This is a genomic window from Kitasatospora mediocidica KCTC 9733 (genome assembly GCF_000744225.1).
In the GTDB taxonomy this organism is placed as follows: Bacteria; Actinomycetota; Actinomycetes; order Streptomycetales; family Streptomycetaceae; genus Kitasatospora; species Kitasatospora mediocidica.
The window spans coordinates 718,457-737,049 of the sequence record NZ_JQLN01000001.1 but is presented as its reverse complement, the minus strand read 5'-3'; the positions used below and the strand labels follow the sequence as shown (position 1 = coordinate 737,049).

The following is an 18,593-nucleotide window of genomic DNA, read 5'->3' as shown; positions in this document are numbered from 1 at the left end:
CGACGGTCGCCCGGCGCCCGCGGCGGATCATCGAAGGTGCGGGAAGGTCAGATCTCGCTGCGGAGACGACACTTCGCGGCTGATCGATCTGTGCTGCCCGATCGACTTCGAATACCCCCTTTTTCCGTGCGTACACCTGCGCGGGCTCGGCGAAACACTCGGGAATGCGGCTTCGCACCGTACCGGCGGGGCCGCCGTTTTCGTATGCAGGGATATTTTCGACCCGAAACGGAGAAGGTGCGTTCATGAGCGAGGCGATCTCTTACGAGGAAGCCTGGGCGCGGACTGACAAGTTCGACCCGCCGGCGATTTTCGACGAGCTGCGGAAGGAGCGCCCGCTGGCCCGGATGGTCTACCCCGACGGGCACGTCGGGTGGATCGCCACCAGCCACGAGCTCGCCCGACAGGTCCTGAGCGACCCGAAGTTCAGCCACAACCTGGAGATCGGGCACTTCCCGGTCACCAAGTACGGTGGCCCGGTGCCGCAGTTCCCGGCCATGCCGGGGATGTTCATCCACATGGACCCGCCGGAGCAGACCCGGTTCCGGCGGCTGCTGACGCGTGAGTTCACCGCCCGCCGGATCAGCCAGCTGACGCCGCAGGTCGAGGCCGTGGCCGCCGAGCAGATCAAGGCCATGCGCGAACACGGCGACTCGGCCGACCTGGTGGAGACCTACGCCAACCCGCTGGTCCTGCGGGTGCTGTCCGACCTGATCGGCCTGCCCTACAGCGAGCGGGACCGGTTCGCCGAGGCGCCCGTGGTGATGAACAACCCGTTCGGTGACGCGCAGGAGTCGATGGCGGCGTTCGCCCAGGTGGGCGCGTTCATCCAGGAGACCATCGCGCGCAAGAAGGCGGAGCCCGGGGACGACGTCCTCAGCCGCCTGATCGCCTCCGGCGAGCTGACCGACGAGGAGCTGGGCAACATCACCGCCCTGCTGCTGTTCGCCGGCTACGAGACCACGGAGAGCGCGCTGGCGGTCGGCGTGTTCGCGCTGCTGCACCACCCCGAGCAGCTGGCGGCCCTGCGGGCGGACCCGTCCAAGCTCGACGACGCGGTGGAGGAGATCCTCCGCTACGTCACCGTCAACCAGTACGAGATCTTCCGGACCGCCCTGGAGGACCTCGAACTCGGCGGCCACGCCGTCAAGAAGGGCGAGACGGTGACCGTCTCGCTGCCGGCGGCCAACCGTGACCCGGCGAAGTTCGGCTGCCCGGCCGACCTCGACCTCAGCCGGGACACCGCGGGCCACGTGGCCTTCGGCTACGGCGTCCACCAGTGCATCGGCCAGAACCTGGCCCGCCTGGAGCTGCAGGTCGGTCTGCGCGCGCTGCTCGACGCGTTCCCCGACCTCCGGCTGGCCGTGCCGGCGGACGAGGTCCCGCTCCGGCTCCACGGGTCCGTCTTCGCCGTGAAGACGCTTCCCGTTTCCTGGTAACTCCCCGTCTCTCCGGAAGGAGTCAGCGGTAAGGTGCGCCCCGAACTGATCACCCCGCTCCCGGTCATCCTCCGGGAGAACGCGGTCCGTCTCACGGACAAGATCGCTTTCGAGGACGACCGACACGCGGTCACCTACGGAGAGCTCGAAGCACGGACGCGGAGGCTGGCCGGTCACCTGGCCGGCCTCGGCGTCCGGCGCGGCGACCGAGTGGCCCTGTGCCTCGGCAACTCCGTTGCCATGGTGGAGGGTTACCTCGCCGTCGTGCGGGCCGGCGGGATCGGTGTGCCGATCAACCCGCAGGTCACGCCGGCCGAGACCGCGTACCTGCTGACCGACAGCGGCGCGGCCTTCGCGCTGACCGACGCCGGTCACGCCGAAACGTTTCTGCGCCTGTTGCCTGCCCCGACGCTCGGTGCCAACGTCCTGGTGGCCGGCCCGGCACCGCTCCCGGCGGGCACCCGTTCCTTCGACGAACTCGCCGTCACCGAGCCGCAGACGCAGGCCCCCGACGACCTCGGCCTGGACGAGGTGGCCTGGATGTTCTACACCTCGGGCACCACCGGCCGGCCCAAGGGCGTGCTGTCCACCCAGCGCAACTGCCTCTGGTCTGTCGCCTCCTGCTACGTGCCCGTGCCGGGCCTCTGTGAGCAGGACCGCGTGCTGTGGCCGCTGCCGCTCTTCCACAGCCTCTCGCACATCGCCTGCGTGCTGTCCGTCCCGGTGGCCGGCGCCACCGCCCGCATCATGGACGGGAGTTCGGCGGACGACATCCTGACCGCGCTCCGCGAGGACCGCTCCACCTTCCTGGCCGGCGTCCCCACCACCTACCACCACCTGGTCGCCACCGCCCGGCGGACCGGCCTGTCGCTGCCCGACCTGCGGATCGGGCTGGTCGGCGGCGCCGTCACCGGCTCCGAGCTGCGTCGCTCCTTCGAGGAGAGCTTCGGGGTGCCGCTGGTCGACGCCTACGGCAGCACCGAGACGTGCGGGGCGATCACCATCAACCCGCCGGACGCCGCGCACGTCGAGGGCTCCTGCGGCCTGCCCGTGCCGGGCGTCGGGGTGCGGCTCGTCGACCCGCGCACCGGCCTGGACGTCGCGGCCGGCGAGGAGGGCGAGGTCTGGGTCAGCGGACCGAACGTCATGGTCGGCTACCACAACAGCCCGCAGGCCACGGCCGAGGCGGTGCAGGACGGCTGGTTCCACACCGGCGACCTGGCCCGGCGCGACGAGGCCGGCTACTTCACCATCTGCGGCCGTCTCAAGGACCTGGTGATCCGCGGCGGCGAGAACATCCACCCCGACGAGGTCGAAGCGGTCCTGCGCACGGTCGAGGGCGTGGCCGACGCCGGCGTGGCCGGCGTGCCGCACGACACGCTCGGCGAGGTTCCGGTCGCCTGGGTCGTCCCGGGCCCGGCGGGCCTCGACACCGCCGAGTTGATCGAGCGCTGCCGCGCGCAGCTGTCCGCGTACAAGCTGCCGGAGCGGGTCTACGAGGTCGCCGGCATCCCCCGGACGGCCTCCGGGAAGATCGTCCGGCGCCTGCTGGCGGACCAGCCCGCCCGACTGCGCTACGCCGCCGACGGACACCACGACGCCCTGCTGGCCCCGGCCTGGGTACCGGCGCCGGCCGAGCCCTCGGCCGCCCCCGGGCCCGCCGCGACCGACTGGGCGGTGATCGGCGCCGCCGAGGCACTGGCCGACGTACTGGCCGAGGGCCTGCGGGCCGCCGGCCTCGACGTCCGCCGGCACCCCGACCTCGCGGCCCTGGACGCCGCCGTGGCCGCCGGTGAGCCGGTTCCCGCCGTGACGCTCCTCGCCCCGCCGGCCGTGGCCGCCGGCGCGGACCCGCTGGCCACCGGGCGGGCCAACGGCCGTCAGCTGGCCGAGTGGCTGGCGGCCCCGGCCCCGGCCGCGACCCGGCTGATCGTCCTCACCCGCGGTGCGGTGGCCGCCGCCGCCGGGGACGCGGCACTGGCGGGCGCCCCGCTCTGGGCCGTCGTGCGGTCCGTCCAAGCCGACGGGCAGCACCCTGCGACCGTGACCGTCCTTGACCTCGACCTCGACCTCGAAGCCGGCCCCGACGGGTCGTCCGGCGCTGGTGTGCAGGCTGGGACCCTGGTGGCCGCCGTCGCCTCCGGTGAGCCCCAACTCGCGGTACGGGCAGGGGAACTGCTGGTCCCCAGGCTGCTCCGGGTGCCGGTCGCCGAGCGTCCGGACGCCGGCGGCTCGGCCGGCCTCGGCGCGACCGTGGTCGTCACCGGGGCCGACACGGCGACCGGCGCCGCACTGGTGCGCCACCTGGCCACCGTGCACCGGGTGGAGCGCCTGCTGCTGGTCGACTCCCCGGCAGCGGCCGACCGCCCCGCACCGGCGGACGAGCCCGTCGGGGCCGAGATCACCCGGATCGCCGCCGCAGGGGCCGACCGGGCCGCGCTGCGGGCCGCGCTGGTCGGCCTCGGCCGCCCGGTGACCGCCGTCGTGCACGCCGCCGAAGATCCTGAACTCGCCCTGATCCTCGATGAGTTGACGGCCGATGCCGAACTCTGCGCTTTCGTCGCCGTCACCGGCACGGCCGGCACCCTGGGATCGCCCGACGCTCCGCAGACGGCCGTCACCGAGGCGCTGACCGAGGCGCTGGCGCACGGCCGCCGGCTGCGCGGCGGCACCGGTGCGGTGCTGGCGTGGAGCCACCCCTCCCGGTCGGGAAGTCACCCCCACGCGTCGGACGGCGGCTCCGCCGCCGACGGCGAGGCACGGCGCCTGCGGGACGGGCTCGCCGCGTTCGACGTGCTGATCGAGACGGGAGCCCCGGCGCTGGTGGCGCTGCGGACCGGCACGATCGCCCCGGACAGCCCGGTGCCGACGCTGCTCGCCGCCCTCGTCGCGACGCCGCCCCCGGCGGCCCGGCCCGACGAGGCGGTCACCGCCGCCCTGCGCGCACGCCTGTCGGAGCTGGACGAGCGCGCCCAACTCGCCCTGCTCGAAGAACTCGTCCGCACCCAGGCCGCCGCCGTACTGAGCCGCCCGGGAACCGGGGCGATCCCGGCCGACCGGGCCTTCCGCGACCTCGGTCTCACATCGCTCGCCGTTGTCGAACTGCGCAACCGCCTGACGGAGAGCACCGGGCTGCGGCTGCCCACCACCGTCAGCTTCGACCACCCGACGCCGCAGGCGCTCGCGGCCCACCTGCGGGCCGGTGTCCTCGGTATCGACGAGGCCCCGGAGGCGGACCTGCGGGCAGTCCCCGGCGATCCGGACGAGCCGATCGCGGTCGTCGGCATGGCGTGCCGGCTGCCGGGCGGCGTCGGCAGCCCGGACGACCTGTGGCGGCTGGTGTCCGAGGGCAGGGAAGCCCTGTCCGGCTTCCCGACCGACCGTGGCTGGGACTTGGACGGGCTGTTCTCGGGGGATCCGGACAAGGCCGGCACCTCCACCACGGACCGGGGCGGATTCCTGCGCGACGCCGGGCTCTTCGACGCCGGGTTCTTCGGGATCTCGCCGCGTGAGGCACTGGCCATGGACCCGCAGCAGCGGCTGCTGCTGGAGTCCTCGTGGGAGGCGCTGGAGCGGGCCGGTATCGACCCGGGCACGCTGAAGGGCAGCGACGTCGGGGTGTTCTCCGGCGTCATGGGCCAGAGTTACGGCGCGGGCGGTGCGGCGCCGGCGGAGCTGGAGGGCTTCGTCGCCACCGGAACGGCGTCGAGCGTGGCGTCGGGCCGGGTGTCGTACGTGTTCGGGTTCGAGGGCCCGGCGGTGACGGTCGACACGGCCTGCTCGTCGTCCCTGGTGGCGATGCACCTGGCGGCGCAGGCGCTGCGGCGCGGGGAGTGCTCGCTGGCGCTGGCCGGCGGCGCGACCGTCATGGCGACGCCGGACACGTTCGTGGAGTTCTCGCGCCAGCGCGCGCTGGCTACGGACGGGCGGTGCAAGTCGTACGCGGAGGCGGCCGACGGCACGGGCTGGGCCGAGGGCGCCGGTGTCGTGGTGCTGGAGCGGCTGTCGGAGGCGCGGCGCAACGGGCACCAGGTGCTGGCGGTCCTGCGCGGCTCGGCGGTGAACCAGGACGGCGCGTCCAACGGTCTGACGGCGCCCAACGGGCTCTCGCAGCAGCGGGTGATCCGCAGGGCGCTGGCGAACGCGGGTCTGTCCACCGCCGACGTGGACGTGGTGGAGGGGCACGGCACCGGGACGGTGCTGGGTGACCCGATCGAGGCGCAGGCGCTGCTGGCCACCTACGGCCGCGACCGTGACGCCCAACATCCGCTCTGGCTGGGCTCGTTGAAGTCGAACATCGGCCACACCCAGGCCGCAGCCGGTGTCGCCGGTGTGATCAAGATGGTGCAGGCGCTGCGGCACGGCGTCATGCCGTCGACGCTGCACGTGGACGCGCCGTCCGCACAGGTGGACTGGTCGGTCGGCGCGGTCGAGCTGCTGACGCAGGCACGGGAGTGGCCGGAGACCGGCCGCCCGCGCCGGGCCGGGGTGTCCTCCTTCGGCGTCAGCGGAACGAACGCGCACCTGATCCTGGAGCAGGCACCCGAGGAGCAGGCCGAGTCCGGCGCTGCGGCTGAGCCCGACGGGGTCGTGCCGCTGGTGGTGTCGGCGAAGAGCGCCGCCTCGCTGGCGGGCCAGGCCGAGCGACTGGCGGACCTCGCGGCGGCGGGCGGCACGGTGGCGCTGGCCGGTGCGCTGGTCTCCCGGCGCGCGCTGATGGACGAGCGTGCGGTGGTGGTGGCGGGGTCGACGGACGAGGCGCTGGCCGGGTTGGCCGTGCTGGCGCGGGGTGAGTCCGCTCCGGGCGTGGTGACGGGCAGCGTGTCCGCTGCGGGCAAGCTCGTGCTCGTGTTCCCGGGGCAGGGTTCGCAGTGGGTCGGCATGGGCCGTGAACTGCTGGACTCCTCACCGGTGTTCGCGGAGCGGGTGGCGGCGTGCGCGGTCGCGCTGGGTCCGTGGGTGGACTGGTCGTTGGAGGACGTGCTGCGCGGTGAGGCCCCGGCCGAGCTGCTGGAGCGCGTGGACGTACTCCAGCCCGCGAGTTTCGCCGTGATGGTCGGTCTGGCCGCCCTCTGGGCGTCGGTGGGCGTGGTCCCGGACGCGGTGGTGGGTCACTCGCAGGGCGAGATCGCGGCGGCCTGCGTGTCGGGTGCGCTCTCGCTGGAGGACGCCGCCCGGATCGTGGCGGTGCGCAGCCGGGTGATCGCCGGGAGCCTGGCGGGTCGGGGCGGGATGGCGTCGGTGGCGCTGTCGGAGACGGACGCGGTCGAGCGCCTGGAGCGCTGGGCGGACCGCGTGGAGGTCGCGGCCGTCAACGGTCCGGCGTCCGTCGTGGTCGCCGGTGACGCCGAGGCCCTGGACGAGGCTCTGGAGGTCCTGGCGGCGGACGGTGTCCGGGTGCGCCGGGTCGCGGTGGACTACGCGTCCCACACGCGGCATGTGGAGGCGATCGAGGAGACGTTGGCGGAGGCGTTCGCGGACATCCGCAGCCAGGCGCCGCAGATCCCGTTCTTCTCCACCGTGACGAGCGAGTGGGTCGCCGAGCCCGGGGTGCTGGACGGCGGCTACTGGTACCGCAACCTGCGCGGTCAGGTGCGCTTCGGACCGGCGGTCGCCACGCTCCTGAGCGAGGGTCACACGGTCTTCGTCGAGTCCAGCGCCCACCCCGTCCTCGTCCAGCCGATCAGCGAACTCGTCGACGAGGCCCACGCCGACGCCCTGGTGACCGGATCGCTGCGCCGCGACGAGGGCGGCCCCCGTCGCCTGCTGACCTCGATGGCCGAACTCTTCGTCCGTGGCGTGGCCGTGGACTGGACCGGCGTCCTGCCCACTGGCGCCGACAGCACCCGCGTCGACCTGCCGACCTATGCCTTCGACCACCAGCACTACTGGTTGCAGACCGCCCCCGCGACCGACGCGGCCTCGCTCGGCCAGGCCACCGTCGACCACCCGCTGATCGGCGCGATCGTCGGCATCCCGGGTTCGGGCGGCTTCATGACCACCGCGCGGTGGTCGCTCGGCGCGCAGTCCTGGCTGGCCGGGCACGTGCTGGGGGACGCCGTCCTGGTGCCGAACGCGGCCCTGGTCGAGCTGGCCATCCGGTTCGGCGACGAGGTCGGCACCCCGACCGTCGCCGAACTGACCGTCGACCGGCCCGTGGTGCTCCCGCTGCGCGGTGGCCGGGCCGTTCAGATGATCGTCGGAGAGGCCGATGCCACGCGGCGGCGCACCGTCGAGGTGTACTCGCGCGCGGACGAAGCGGCGCTGGACACGGAGTGGACCCGCCACGCGCACGGCACCCTGGCGCCCGCCCCGGTGGACGCTCCGGCCTTCCGGTTCGCCGGCGGGCCCGCGACCGAACTCGCCCTGGACGAAGCGGCCGGCCGCGCCGACCGCTACGGCCTGCACCCCACCCTGCTGGACGCGGCGGTCCGCACGGCGGTCCCCGAGGGCATGATCGCGGCCGAGTGGCGCGGAGTGACCCTGCTGGCCTCGGGCGCCGACGAGGTACGGGCGCGGACGTCCGGGACACCGGACGAGGGCACGCGCCTGGAGCTGAGCGACCCGACCGGCGCGCCGGTGCTGGTCGCCGAGGCGGTGCTCGCCCGGCCCTTCTCGCCCGAACAGGATGGGATCACCCGGGAGTTGACCCAGGACGCGCTGTTCCGCGTCGAGTGGTCCGAGCTGGCGCTGCCCGCTGTGGACGAGGCGGCGGCCGCCGTCAGCACGGCCCTGGTGACGACCGCCGGCGATGTCGAGGCGCTGGCCGGCCCGGACGGGCCTGCCCCGGACGTCCTGCGCTACGCGGTGGAGCACGCGGGCGGCGACCCGCGCACCGCCGTCGCCGCTGCCCTGGCCCTGCTGCAGGCGTGGCTGGCCGCACCCGCCCTGGGGCAGTCCCGGCTGGTCGTGACGGCCACCGGCGACCCGGCCGACCTCGCGACCGCCGCGGTGTCCGGCCTGCTGCGCTCGGCCCAGTCCGAGCACCCGGACCGCATCGTGATCGCCGAACTCGACGACGCCGCAGCCATGTTGCTGCCGTCCGTGCTGGCCAGTGGCGAACCGCGAGTGCGGGTGCTCGGGAGCGTGGCCGAGGTGCCCCGACTGGTGCGCGCCGCGACCCCGGACCGCCCCGCCGACGCGCCCGGCCCCGACCCCGTCAGCGCCCTCGACCCCGCCGGCACCGTCCTGGTCACCGGCGGCACCGGGACGCTCGGCGCCCTGGTCGCCCGGCACCTGGTCACCGCGCACGCCGCCCGGCACCTGCTGCTCGTCAGCCGCCGCGGCCCCGCCGCCGACGGCGCGGACGCCCTGCGCGACGAACTCACCGCCCTGGGCGCCACCGTGACGGTCGCCGCCTGCGACACCGCCGACCGGGCGCAGCTCGCGGCCCTCCTGGCCGAGGTACCGGCGCAGCACCCGCTGACCGCCGTCGTGCACACCGCCGGCGTCCTGGACGACGGGGTGGTCACGGCGCTGACCCCGGAGCGCCTCGACACCGTGCTGCGGCCGAAGCTGGACGCCGCGCTGCACCTGCACGAGCTGACGCGGGGCCTGGACCTCGCCGCGTTCGTCCTGTTCTCCTCGGCCGCGGGCGTCCTGGGCAACCCCGGCCAGGGCAACTACGCGGCGGCCAACGCCTGCCTGGACGCCCTGGCCCACCACCGCCGCGCGCTCGGCCTGCCCGGCGTCTCGCTCGCCTGGGGCTACTGGAGTCAGGCCAGCGGCATGACCCGCCACCTCGGCTCCGCCGACCTGCAGCGCACCAAGCGGCTGGGCATGGTCGGGCTCTCCGACGCGGAGGGGATGGCGCTGCTGGACGCCGCGCTGCGGGCCGACGCCGCGACGCCCGCGGCCCTGGTGGCCGCGCGGTTCGACCTGCCTGCCCTGCGCACGGCCGCCCGCACCGGGCCCGTCGCCCCGCTGCTGCGCGCTCTGGCGCCCACCGGGCGGCGGACCGCCCGGAGCGCCGACGGCTCGGCCACAGCCTCGCTGCGCGAGCGCCTCGCCCGCCTGGGCTCGGCCGAGCAGAGCGAGGAGCTGGTGGCCCTGGTGCGCCGGCACGCCGCCAACGTGCTCGGTCACGCCGGCCCCGACGCCGTCCGGGCCGACCGGGCCTTCAAGGAGGCCGGGTTCGACTCGCTGACCGCCGTGGAGCTGCGGAACCGGCTGGCCGCCGCGAGCGGCCTCACGCTCTCCGCGACCATCGTCTTCGACTACCCGCGACCGGTGGCTCTCGCCGAGCACCTGCGCGCCAGGCTCTTCGGCGACACCACCCCGGACCGCGCCGCCGCCGGCGCCGCCGCCACGGCGGCCGCCGATCCGGACGAGCCGATCGCGATCGTCGCGATGTCCTGCCGTCTGCCGGGCGGCGTGGCCAGCCCGGAGGACCTCTGGCGGCTGGTGGCCGGCGGGGTCGACGCCGTCACCGAGTTCCCCGACGACCGGGGCTGGGACGTCGAGCGGCACTACGACGCCGATCCGGACAGCCCCGGCAAGACCTACGTCCGCCATGCGGCCTTCCTCGACGACGCCACCGGGTTCGACGCCGGCTTCTTCGGCATCTCGCCGAACGAGGCGCTGGCGATGGACCCGCAGCAGCGGCTGCTGCTGGAGACCTCCTGGGAGGCCTTCGAACGCGCCGCGATCGACCCGACCGGGCTGAGCGGGCAGGACGTCGGCGTGTTCGTCGGCGTGAACAGCCACGACTACACCGTGCGGATGCACCACGCGGCCGGCGTCGAGGGCTTCCGCCTCACCGGCGGCTCCGCCAGCGTCCTGTCGGGCCGCGTCGCCTATCAGTTCGGCTTCGAGGGACCGGCTGTCACGGTCGACACGGCGTGCTCCTCCTCACTGGTGGCCCTGCACCTGGCCGCCCAGGCGCTGCGCCGCGGCGAGTGCTCGATGGCGCTGGCCGGCGGCGTGATGGTGATGGGCAACCTGGAGACCTTCGTCGAGTTCTCCCGGCAGCGCGGTCTGGCCCCGGACGGCCGCTGCAAGGCCTTCGCGGACGGCGCGGACGGCACCGGCTGGGCCGAGGGCGTGGGCGTGCTGCTCGTCGAGCGGCTCTCCGAGGCGCGTCGGCGCGGGCACCAGGTGCTGGCGGTGATCAGCGGCAGCGCGGTGAACCAGGACGGCGCGTCCAACGGTCTGACGGCGCCGAACGGGCTCTCGCAGCAGCGGGTGATCCGCAAGGCGTTGGCCACCGCGGGCCTGTCCACCGCCGACGTGGACGTGGTGGAGGGGCACGGCACCGGGACGGTGTTGGGTGACCCGATCGAGGCGCAGGCGCTGCTGGCCACCTACGGCCAGGACCGCCCCGCCGACCGGCCGCTCTGGCTCGGGTCGGTCAAGTCGAACATCGGCCACACGCAGGCCGCGGCCGGCGTGGCCGGTGTGATCAAGATGGTCATGGCGATGCGGCACGGCATCCTGCCCCGCACGCTCCACGTCGACCAGCCCTCGACCCATGTGGACTGGTCGGCGGGCGCGGTCGAGCTGCTGACCGAGGCCCGGGAGTGGCCGCAGACCGGCCGGCCGCGCCGCGCGGGGGTCTCCTCCTTCGGCATCGGCGGGACCAACGCGCACGTCGTGGTCCAGGAGGCGCCGGCCGACGGCGCGGCGCGCCCCGAGCCCGTCGCGCCGCAGCCGGACGCCGCACCCGTCGCCGTAGCGGTGCCGGTGCCCGTGCTGGTGCCGGTGTCGGCCCGCACGGCGGCCGCCCTGCGCGGCCAGGCCGGGCGCCTCGCCCGCTTCGTCGACGACCGGTCCGACCTCTCCGTCGCCGAGACGGCCCACGCGCTCGCCACCACCCGGGCCCGGCTCGACCACCGCGCCGTCGTCCTGGCCGGCGACCGGCAGCAACTGGCCGACGCCCTGCGCGCCCTCGAACAGGGCGCGCCCGGCGCCGCGACCGTCGTCGGGAACTCCGTCGACGCGGACGGCAAGCTGGCCTTCCTCTTCACCGGGCAGGGCAGCCAGTGGGCCGGCATGGGCCGCGAGCTCGCCGCGGCGTTCCCGGTCTTCCGGGACGCCTTCGCCGCCGCCTGCGCCGCCGTCGAACGGCACCTGGACGGCCACCTGGCGCGGCCGCTGCACGAGGTCGTCTTCGCCGACCCCGGCACGGCGCAGGCCGCGCTGCTCGACGAGACGATGTACACCCAGGCCGGGCTGTTCGCCCTGGAGACCGCGCTGTTCCGGCTCTTCACCTCGTGGGGCGTGCGGCCGGACCTGCTCGCCGGTCACTCGATCGGCGAGATCACCGCCGCCCACGCCGCCGGTATCCTGGACCTCGCCGCAGCCGGTGAACTGGTCGCCGCCCGTGGGAGGTTGATGCAGGCGCTGCCCGCAGGCGGCGCGATGGTCGCCGTCCAGGCGACCGAGGCCGACGTCGCGCCGCTGCTGGCCGGGGCGGCGGGCGTGGTCGGCATCGCGGCGGTCAACGCCCCCGACGCGCTGGTGCTCTCCGGTGCGCGGGACGCGGTGCTGGCCGTCGCTGCCGAGCTGGCGGCCACCGGCCGCAAGACCAAGCGACTTGCCGTCAGCCACGCCTTCCACTCGCCCCTGATGGACCCCATGCTGGCGGAGTTCGAGGCCGTCGCGGCCCGGCTGCCGTACCGGCCGGGCACCATCCCGGTCGTCTCCACCCTCACCGGCGCGCCGGCCGAGGAGGGGCACTTCGGGACTCCCGCGTACTGGGTGGACCAGGTGCGTCACGCCGTGCGGTTCGGCGACGCGGTCGCGTCGCTGCAACGCGAGGGCGCGGTGACCTACCTCGAACTGGGCCCGGGCGGGGTCCTGACCGCCATGGCGCTCGGCACGCTCGGCGCGCAGGAGCGAGGGTGCGTCGCGACCCTGCGCACCGACACCGCCGAGGACACCGCCGTCCTCACGGCGCTCGCGGAACTGCACGTCCGGGGCGTGGACGTGGACTGGCCCGCCGTCCTCGGGCGGCCGGTCGCGCAGGTCGGCGCCGACCTGCCCACCTACGCCTTCCAGCACGAGCGGTACTGGGTCGAGAGCGGCACCGGTGTGGACGCCGAGGCCCTCGGCGCCCGCAGCACCGGGCACCCGCTGCTCGGCACGGTCGTCGAGGTCCCCGGCGACGGGGGCGGCACCGGTGTGGTGCTCACCGGGCGGGTGACGCGGCGCAGTCGCGGCCTGCTCGTCGACCCGGCCGGCACCGGCACCGCCGCTGTCCCGGTGGCCGTGCTGCTGGACCTGCTCGTCCGGGCCGGCAGCGAGACCGGCAGCGGAGCCGTCCGGCAGATCGCCGTCGAGACGCCCCTCACCCTGCCCGAGCACGGGCACCTCCAGCTACGGGTGTCGGTGGAGGCCCCGGGCCGGGGCGGCCTGCGCCGGGCCGGCGTCCACTCCAGGCCGGACGGCCGGGAGCGGGAGCCGTGGACCTGCCACGCCCGCGCCCTGCTGGCGCCCGGCCTGCCGGAGCCCGCCTTCGACCTGCGGACCTGGCCGTCCGCCTCCGAGGCCGGGGAGGTGGTCGCCGGCGAGCTCGCCGGTGTCCGCCGGCTCTGGCAGCGGGACGGCCGGATCCTCGCCGACATCGAGCTGCCCGCCGAACTGGTGGACGAGGCCGGGACGTTCACGCTCCACCCGGCACTCATCGACACCGCGCTGCGGGTCCTGGCCGCCCACACCGGCGGCGAGGCCCCCGGTGACCGCGGCCGCGAGCCGGCCGCCCGCGCGGACCTCGCGGTGTACGCGGAGGGCGCCACGGCCCTGCGGCTGCGGATCACCGCGATCGACGGCGGGCGCCGGCTGGTGGAGTTGGCCGACGCGGAGGGCGAACCGGTCGCCGCCTTCGGGCCGTTGACGCTTCAGGGCACTGCGGACGGCGCCGACAGCGCCGACACCAGCGCCGATCCGTCGGTCGCCGGGCACCCGACGGCGGACGGCACCCTCGCCCGGCGCCTGGTGCGGCGCGGCGCGGCGGCCGGCGGCTCGATGGCCGCCCGCCTCGCCGGCCTCGCCGGCACGGAACAGCACCGCGTCCTCCTGGAGCTGGTGCAGGAGAGCGCCGCCGTCGTCCTCGGACACCTGGGCGCCGAGTCCTTCGACGCGAACCAGCCCTTCCGGGACCTCGGCTTCGACTCCCTCAGCGCCGTCAAACTCCGCAACCGGCTGCACGACTTCACCGGACTGAGCCTGCCCAGCAGCCTGGTCTTCGACTACCCGACCCCGTCCGCGCTGGCCGGCCACCTGCGCGCCGAACTGCTCGGCGAGGGCCCGGAGAGCGCCCCGGCGCCCACCGCGGCCGCGACGGACCCGGACGAGCCGATCGCCATCATCGCCATGAGCACCCGTCTGCCGGGCGGCGTGAGCACGCCCGAGGAACTCTGGACGATGGTCGCGGAGGAGCGCGACGGGCTCTCCGCCTTCCCCGCCGACCGGGACTGGGACGTCGACCGGCTGTACCACCCGGACCCGGCGCACGCCGGAACCAGCTACACCCGGTTCGGCGGGTTCCTGCACGACGCGGCGCAGTTCGACGCCGGGCTCTTCGGGATCTCGCCGCGCGAGGCGCTCGCCATGGACCCGCAGCAGCGGCTGCTCCTGGAGACCTCATGGGAGGCCCTGGAGCGCGCCGGCATCGATCCGCTCTCCACCCGTGGCCGCGACATCGGCGTCTTCACCGGCATCGTCCACCACGACTACGTGACGCGGCTGCGAGAGGTGCCCGAGGACGTGCAGGGCTACGTCATGACCGGCACGTCGTCCAGCGTGGCGTCGGGCCGGGTGTCCTACGTGTTCGGCTTCGAGGGCCCGGCGGTGACGATCGACACGGCCTGCTCGTCCTCGCTGGTGGCGATGCACCTGGCGGCGCAGGCCCTGCGGTCGGGCGAGTGCTCGATGGCGCTGGCCGGCGGCGCGACCGTGATGGCCAGCCCGGACGCCTTCCTGGAGTTCTCGCGGCAGCGCGGCCTCTCCGCCGACGGCCGGTGCAAGGCCTACTCCGCGACGGCCGACGGCACGGGCTGGGCCGAGGGCGTGGGCGTCGTGGTGCTGGAGCGGCTCTCGGAGGCGCGGCGCAACGGGCACCAGGTGCTGGCGATCCTGCGCGGCAGCGCGGTGAACCAGGACGGCGCGTCCAACGGTCTGACGGCGCCCAACGGCCCGTCTCAGCAGCGGGTGATCCGCCGGGCGCTGGCCAACGCGGGCCTCTCCGCGTCCGACGTGGACGTGGTCGAGGGCCACGGCACCGGCACCTCGCTGGGCGACCCGATCGAGGTCCAGGCGCTGCTGGCCACCTACGGCCAGGACCGCGACCCGGAGCGCCCGTTGTGGCTCGGGTCGCTGAAGTCGAACGTCGGCCACACTCAGGCGGCGGCGGGCGTCGCGGGCGTGATCAAGATGGTGCAGGCGATGCGGCACGGCGTCATGCCCGCCACGCTCCATGTGACCGAGCCGACGCCGCAGGTGGACTGGACGGCGGGCGCCATCGAGCTGCTGACCGAGGCCCGGGAGTGGCCGCGCAACGGCCACCCGCGCCGCGCCGCGGTCTCCTCGTTCGGCGCGAGCGGGACGAACGCGCACGTGATCCTGGAGGAGGGGCCCGAGTCGGCCCCGGCGGAGCCGACTTCGGCCGTCGGCGGCGTGCTGCCGCTGGTGGTGTCGGCGAAGAGCACCGCCTCGCTGACCGGCCAGGCCGCTCGGCTGGCCTCCTTCGTCGAGGCTGCGGCGGCGCCCCTGACCGGCGTGGCAGGTGCGCTGGTGTCGCGGCGGGCGGCGCTGTCCGAGCGTGCGGTGGTGGTGGCGGGGTCGACGGAGGAGGCGTTGGCGGGGTTGGCCGCGCTGGCGCGGGGTGAGTCGTCTCCGGGGGTGGTGTCGGGCAGTGTGTCCGGCCCGGGCCGGACGGTGTTGGTGTTCCCGGGGCAGGGTTCGCAGTGGGTCGGTATGGGGCGTGAACTGCTGGACTCCTCGGCGGTGTTCGCGGAGCGGGTGGCGGCGTGTGCGGTGGCGCTGGGTCCGTGGGTGGACTGGTCGTTGGAGGACGTGCTGCGCGGTGATGCTCCGGCCGAGTTGCTGGAGCGGGTGGACGTGCTGCAGCCGGCGAGTTTCGCTGTGATGGTGGGTCTGGCCGCCGTCTGGGCGTCCGTGGGCGTGATCCCGGACGCGGTCCTGGGCCACTCGCAGGGTGAGATCGCGGCGGCCTGCGTGTCGGGTGCGCTCTCGCTGGAGGACGCCGCCCGGATCGTGGCGGTGCGCAGCCGGGTGATCGCCGGCAGCCTCGCCGGTCGCGGCGGTATGGCGTCGGTGGCGCTGTCCGAGACGGACGCCGTCAAGCGCCTGGAGCGCTGGGCGGACCGCGTCGAGGTCGCGGCCGTCAACGGCCCGGCCTCCGTCGTCGTCGCCGGTGACGCCGAGGCCCTCGACGAGGCGTTGGAGGTCCTGGCGGCGGACGGTGTGCGGGTGCGCCGGGTCGCGGTGGACTACGCCTCGCACTCCCGTCATGTCGAGGCGATCGAGGAGACCCTGGCCGAGGCGTTCGCGGACATCGAAAGCCAGGCGCCGCAGATCCCGTTCTTCTCCACCGTCACGAGCGAGTGGATCCGCGACGCCGGAGTCCTGGACGGCGGCTACTGGTATCGCAACCTGCGTGGTCAGGTGCGCTTCGGCCCGGCGGTGGCCTCGCTCCTGAGCGAGGGTCACACGGTCTTCGTCGAGTCCAGCGCCCACCCCGTCCTCGTCCAGCCGATCAACGAGGTGTTCGACACCAGCGCGGACGACAGCGTCCAGCTGCGCGCGGTCGTCGGTGGCACCCTGCGTCGGGACGAGGGCGGCCTGCGGCGGCTGTTCCTCTCCATGGCCGAACTCTTCGTCCGCGGCGTGGCCGTGGACTGGACGAGCCTGCTGCCCGCCGGCGCCGACACCGTGGACCTGCCGACGTACGCGTTCGACCGCCGGCACTTCTGGCTGCAGGAGGGTGAGACGACCGACGGCCCCGGCTCGGCGGCCGAGGGCGCGGACGCCGACTTCTGGGCCGCCGTCGAGCAGACGGACGCCGACTCGCTGGCCCAGCTGCTCGACCTGACCTCGGCAGACCAGCACGACGCACTGCGCACGGTGGTGCCGGTCCTGATGGACTGGCGCGGCCGGCGGCGCCGACGGTCGAGCGCCGAGAAGCTGCGCTACAACGTCACCTGGCGCCCGCTGGAACGCGAAGCGACCGGGGTGCCGGGCGGCACCTGGCTGGTGGTCGTCCCGTCCGGCCAGGCGGCGGACGCGTCCACCGGCGACCTGCTGGCGGCGCTGGCCGGCCAGGGGCTCGACCTCGTCCCGCTGGAGGTCGCCGCCGCCGAGGCAACCCGGGCCGGGCTCGCCGAGCGGCTGACCGGCGTGCTGGCCGAACACGACGTGGCCGGCGTGCTCTCGCTGCTCGCGCTCGACCCCGGCGCCGCGACCGGCCCGCAGCACGCGAGCGCCACGGTGGCGACCCTCGCGCTGATGCAGGCGCTGGGCGACACCGGCGCCGGCCGCCCGCTCTGGTGCCTCACCCGGGGCGCGGTGAACATCGGCATCCAGGACACCCTGACCGCACCGGCCCAGGCGGCGCTGTGGGGTCTGGGCCGCGCCGCCGCCCTGGAGTTCCCCGACCGGTGGGGTGGCCTGATCGACCTCCCGGCGGCGACCGACGCCCGGACGGCCCAGTACCTGCTCGGCGCGCTGAACGGCTCCGCCGGCGACGACCAGCTCGCGGTCCGCCGCTCCGGCGTCTACAGCCGCCGGCTGCTCCGCAAGCCCGCGCCCGAGCCCACCGCCGGCGGCGGCTGGCAGCCCGGCGGCACCGTGCTGGTGACCGGCGGCGCCGAGGGCCTGGGCCGGCACGCCGCGCTCTGGCTGGCCCGCTCCGGCGCCCGGCGGCTGATCGTCACCACCAACGACCGGACACCCGAGGAGGGCCTGGCCGCGCTGCGGGGCGAACTCGCCGAGCTGGGCACCGACATCACCGTCGTGTCCTGCGCCGACAGCGACCGGGTGCAGCTGGCCCGGCTGGTCGCCGAGAGCCCCGCGGACCAGCCACTCACGGCGGTGCTGCACGCCGCCGACATGGCCTGGACCAGCTCCGTCGCCGACACCGGCGCGGCCGACCTCGCCGAGGTCTTCGCCGCCAAGGTGGACACGGCCTTCTGGCTGGACGAGCTGTTCGCGGACACCCCGCTCGACGCGTTCGTCGTCTTCTCCTCCATCGCCAGCGTCTGGGGCGGCGGCGGACAGGGGGTGTCCGGCGCGGCCAACACCGTCCTGGACGCCCTGGTCGAATGGCGCCGCGGCCGCGGCCTGCGGGCGACGTCGATCGCCTGGGGCGCCCTCGACCAGATCGGCGCGGGCATGGACGAGGCGACCCTCGCCCAGCTGCGCCGCCGCGGTGTCCTCCCGATGGCCCCGGAGGTCGCGATGACGGCCTTCGAGCAGGCGGTGGGGGCGCAGGAGAAGTTCGTGACGGTGGCCGACATGGACTGGGACGCCTTCATCCCGGCGTTCACCTCCGTCCGGGTCAGCCCGCTGTTCGCCGACCTCCCCGAGGCGGACGCCGCCCTGCGGGCCTCCCAGCCGGACAGCGAGAACAGCGACACCACGTCCTCGCTGGTGGACTCCCTGCGGGCGGTCCCGGAGGCCGAACAGAGCCGCATCCTGCTGAAACTCGTCTGCGGCCACGCCGCGACGGTCCTGGGGCACAGCAGTGCCGAGAGCATCGGCCCGCTGCAGGCCTTCCAGGAGGTGGGCTTCGACTCGCTGGCGGCCGTCAACCTGCGCAACAGCCTGCACGTGGCGACCGGCCTGCGGTTGCCCGCGACGCTGATCTTCGACTACCCCACCCCGGACGCCCTCGTCGGGTACCTGCGCTCCGAGCTCCTGCGGGACACGGGCGACGACCTCGACGGGCGGGAGGACGACCTGCGGCGCGCGCTCGCGGACGTCCCGTTCGCCCGGTTCAAGGAGGCCGGCCTCCTGGACGGCCTGCTCGCCCTCGCCACCGCCGAGGACGGCGCCGCTGCCGAGGCGTCGGCCCCCGCGGCCGGGGCCGACGCGGACCTGATCGACGCCATGGACGTGGCCGACCTCGTGTCCCGCGCCCTGCGCACCACGAACTGACCCTGACCACCCGGTACGACCAGCTGACCACTGACAGCG

Annotated in this window: 2 protein-coding genes; both read left to right on the top strand. The window is 75.1% G+C overall.

Translation table 11 applies throughout. From position 1 onward, the window contains the following. The first annotated feature begins 245 nt into the window (after nucleotides 1-245). Complete coding sequence (locus BS80_RS03060; RefSeq protein WP_035792236.1) at nucleotides 246-1,439, top strand: cytochrome P450; 1,194 nt, start codon at nucleotides 246-248, stop codon at nucleotides 1,437-1,439. A gap of 33 nt (nucleotides 1,440-1,472) precedes the next feature. Further along, nucleotides 1,473-18,554, top strand: coding sequence for a type I polyketide synthase (locus BS80_RS42415; RefSeq protein WP_035792234.1), 17,082 nt, complete (start codon nucleotides 1,473-1,475; stop codon nucleotides 18,552-18,554). Nucleotides 18,555-18,593: the final 39 nt, after the last annotated feature.

Excerpts from the sequence above, each read along its gene's own strand:
- BS80_RS03060 (WP_035792236.1), top strand. The coding sequence starts at position 246 with ATGAGCGAGGCGATCTCTTACGAGGAAGCCTGGGCGCGGACTGACAAG.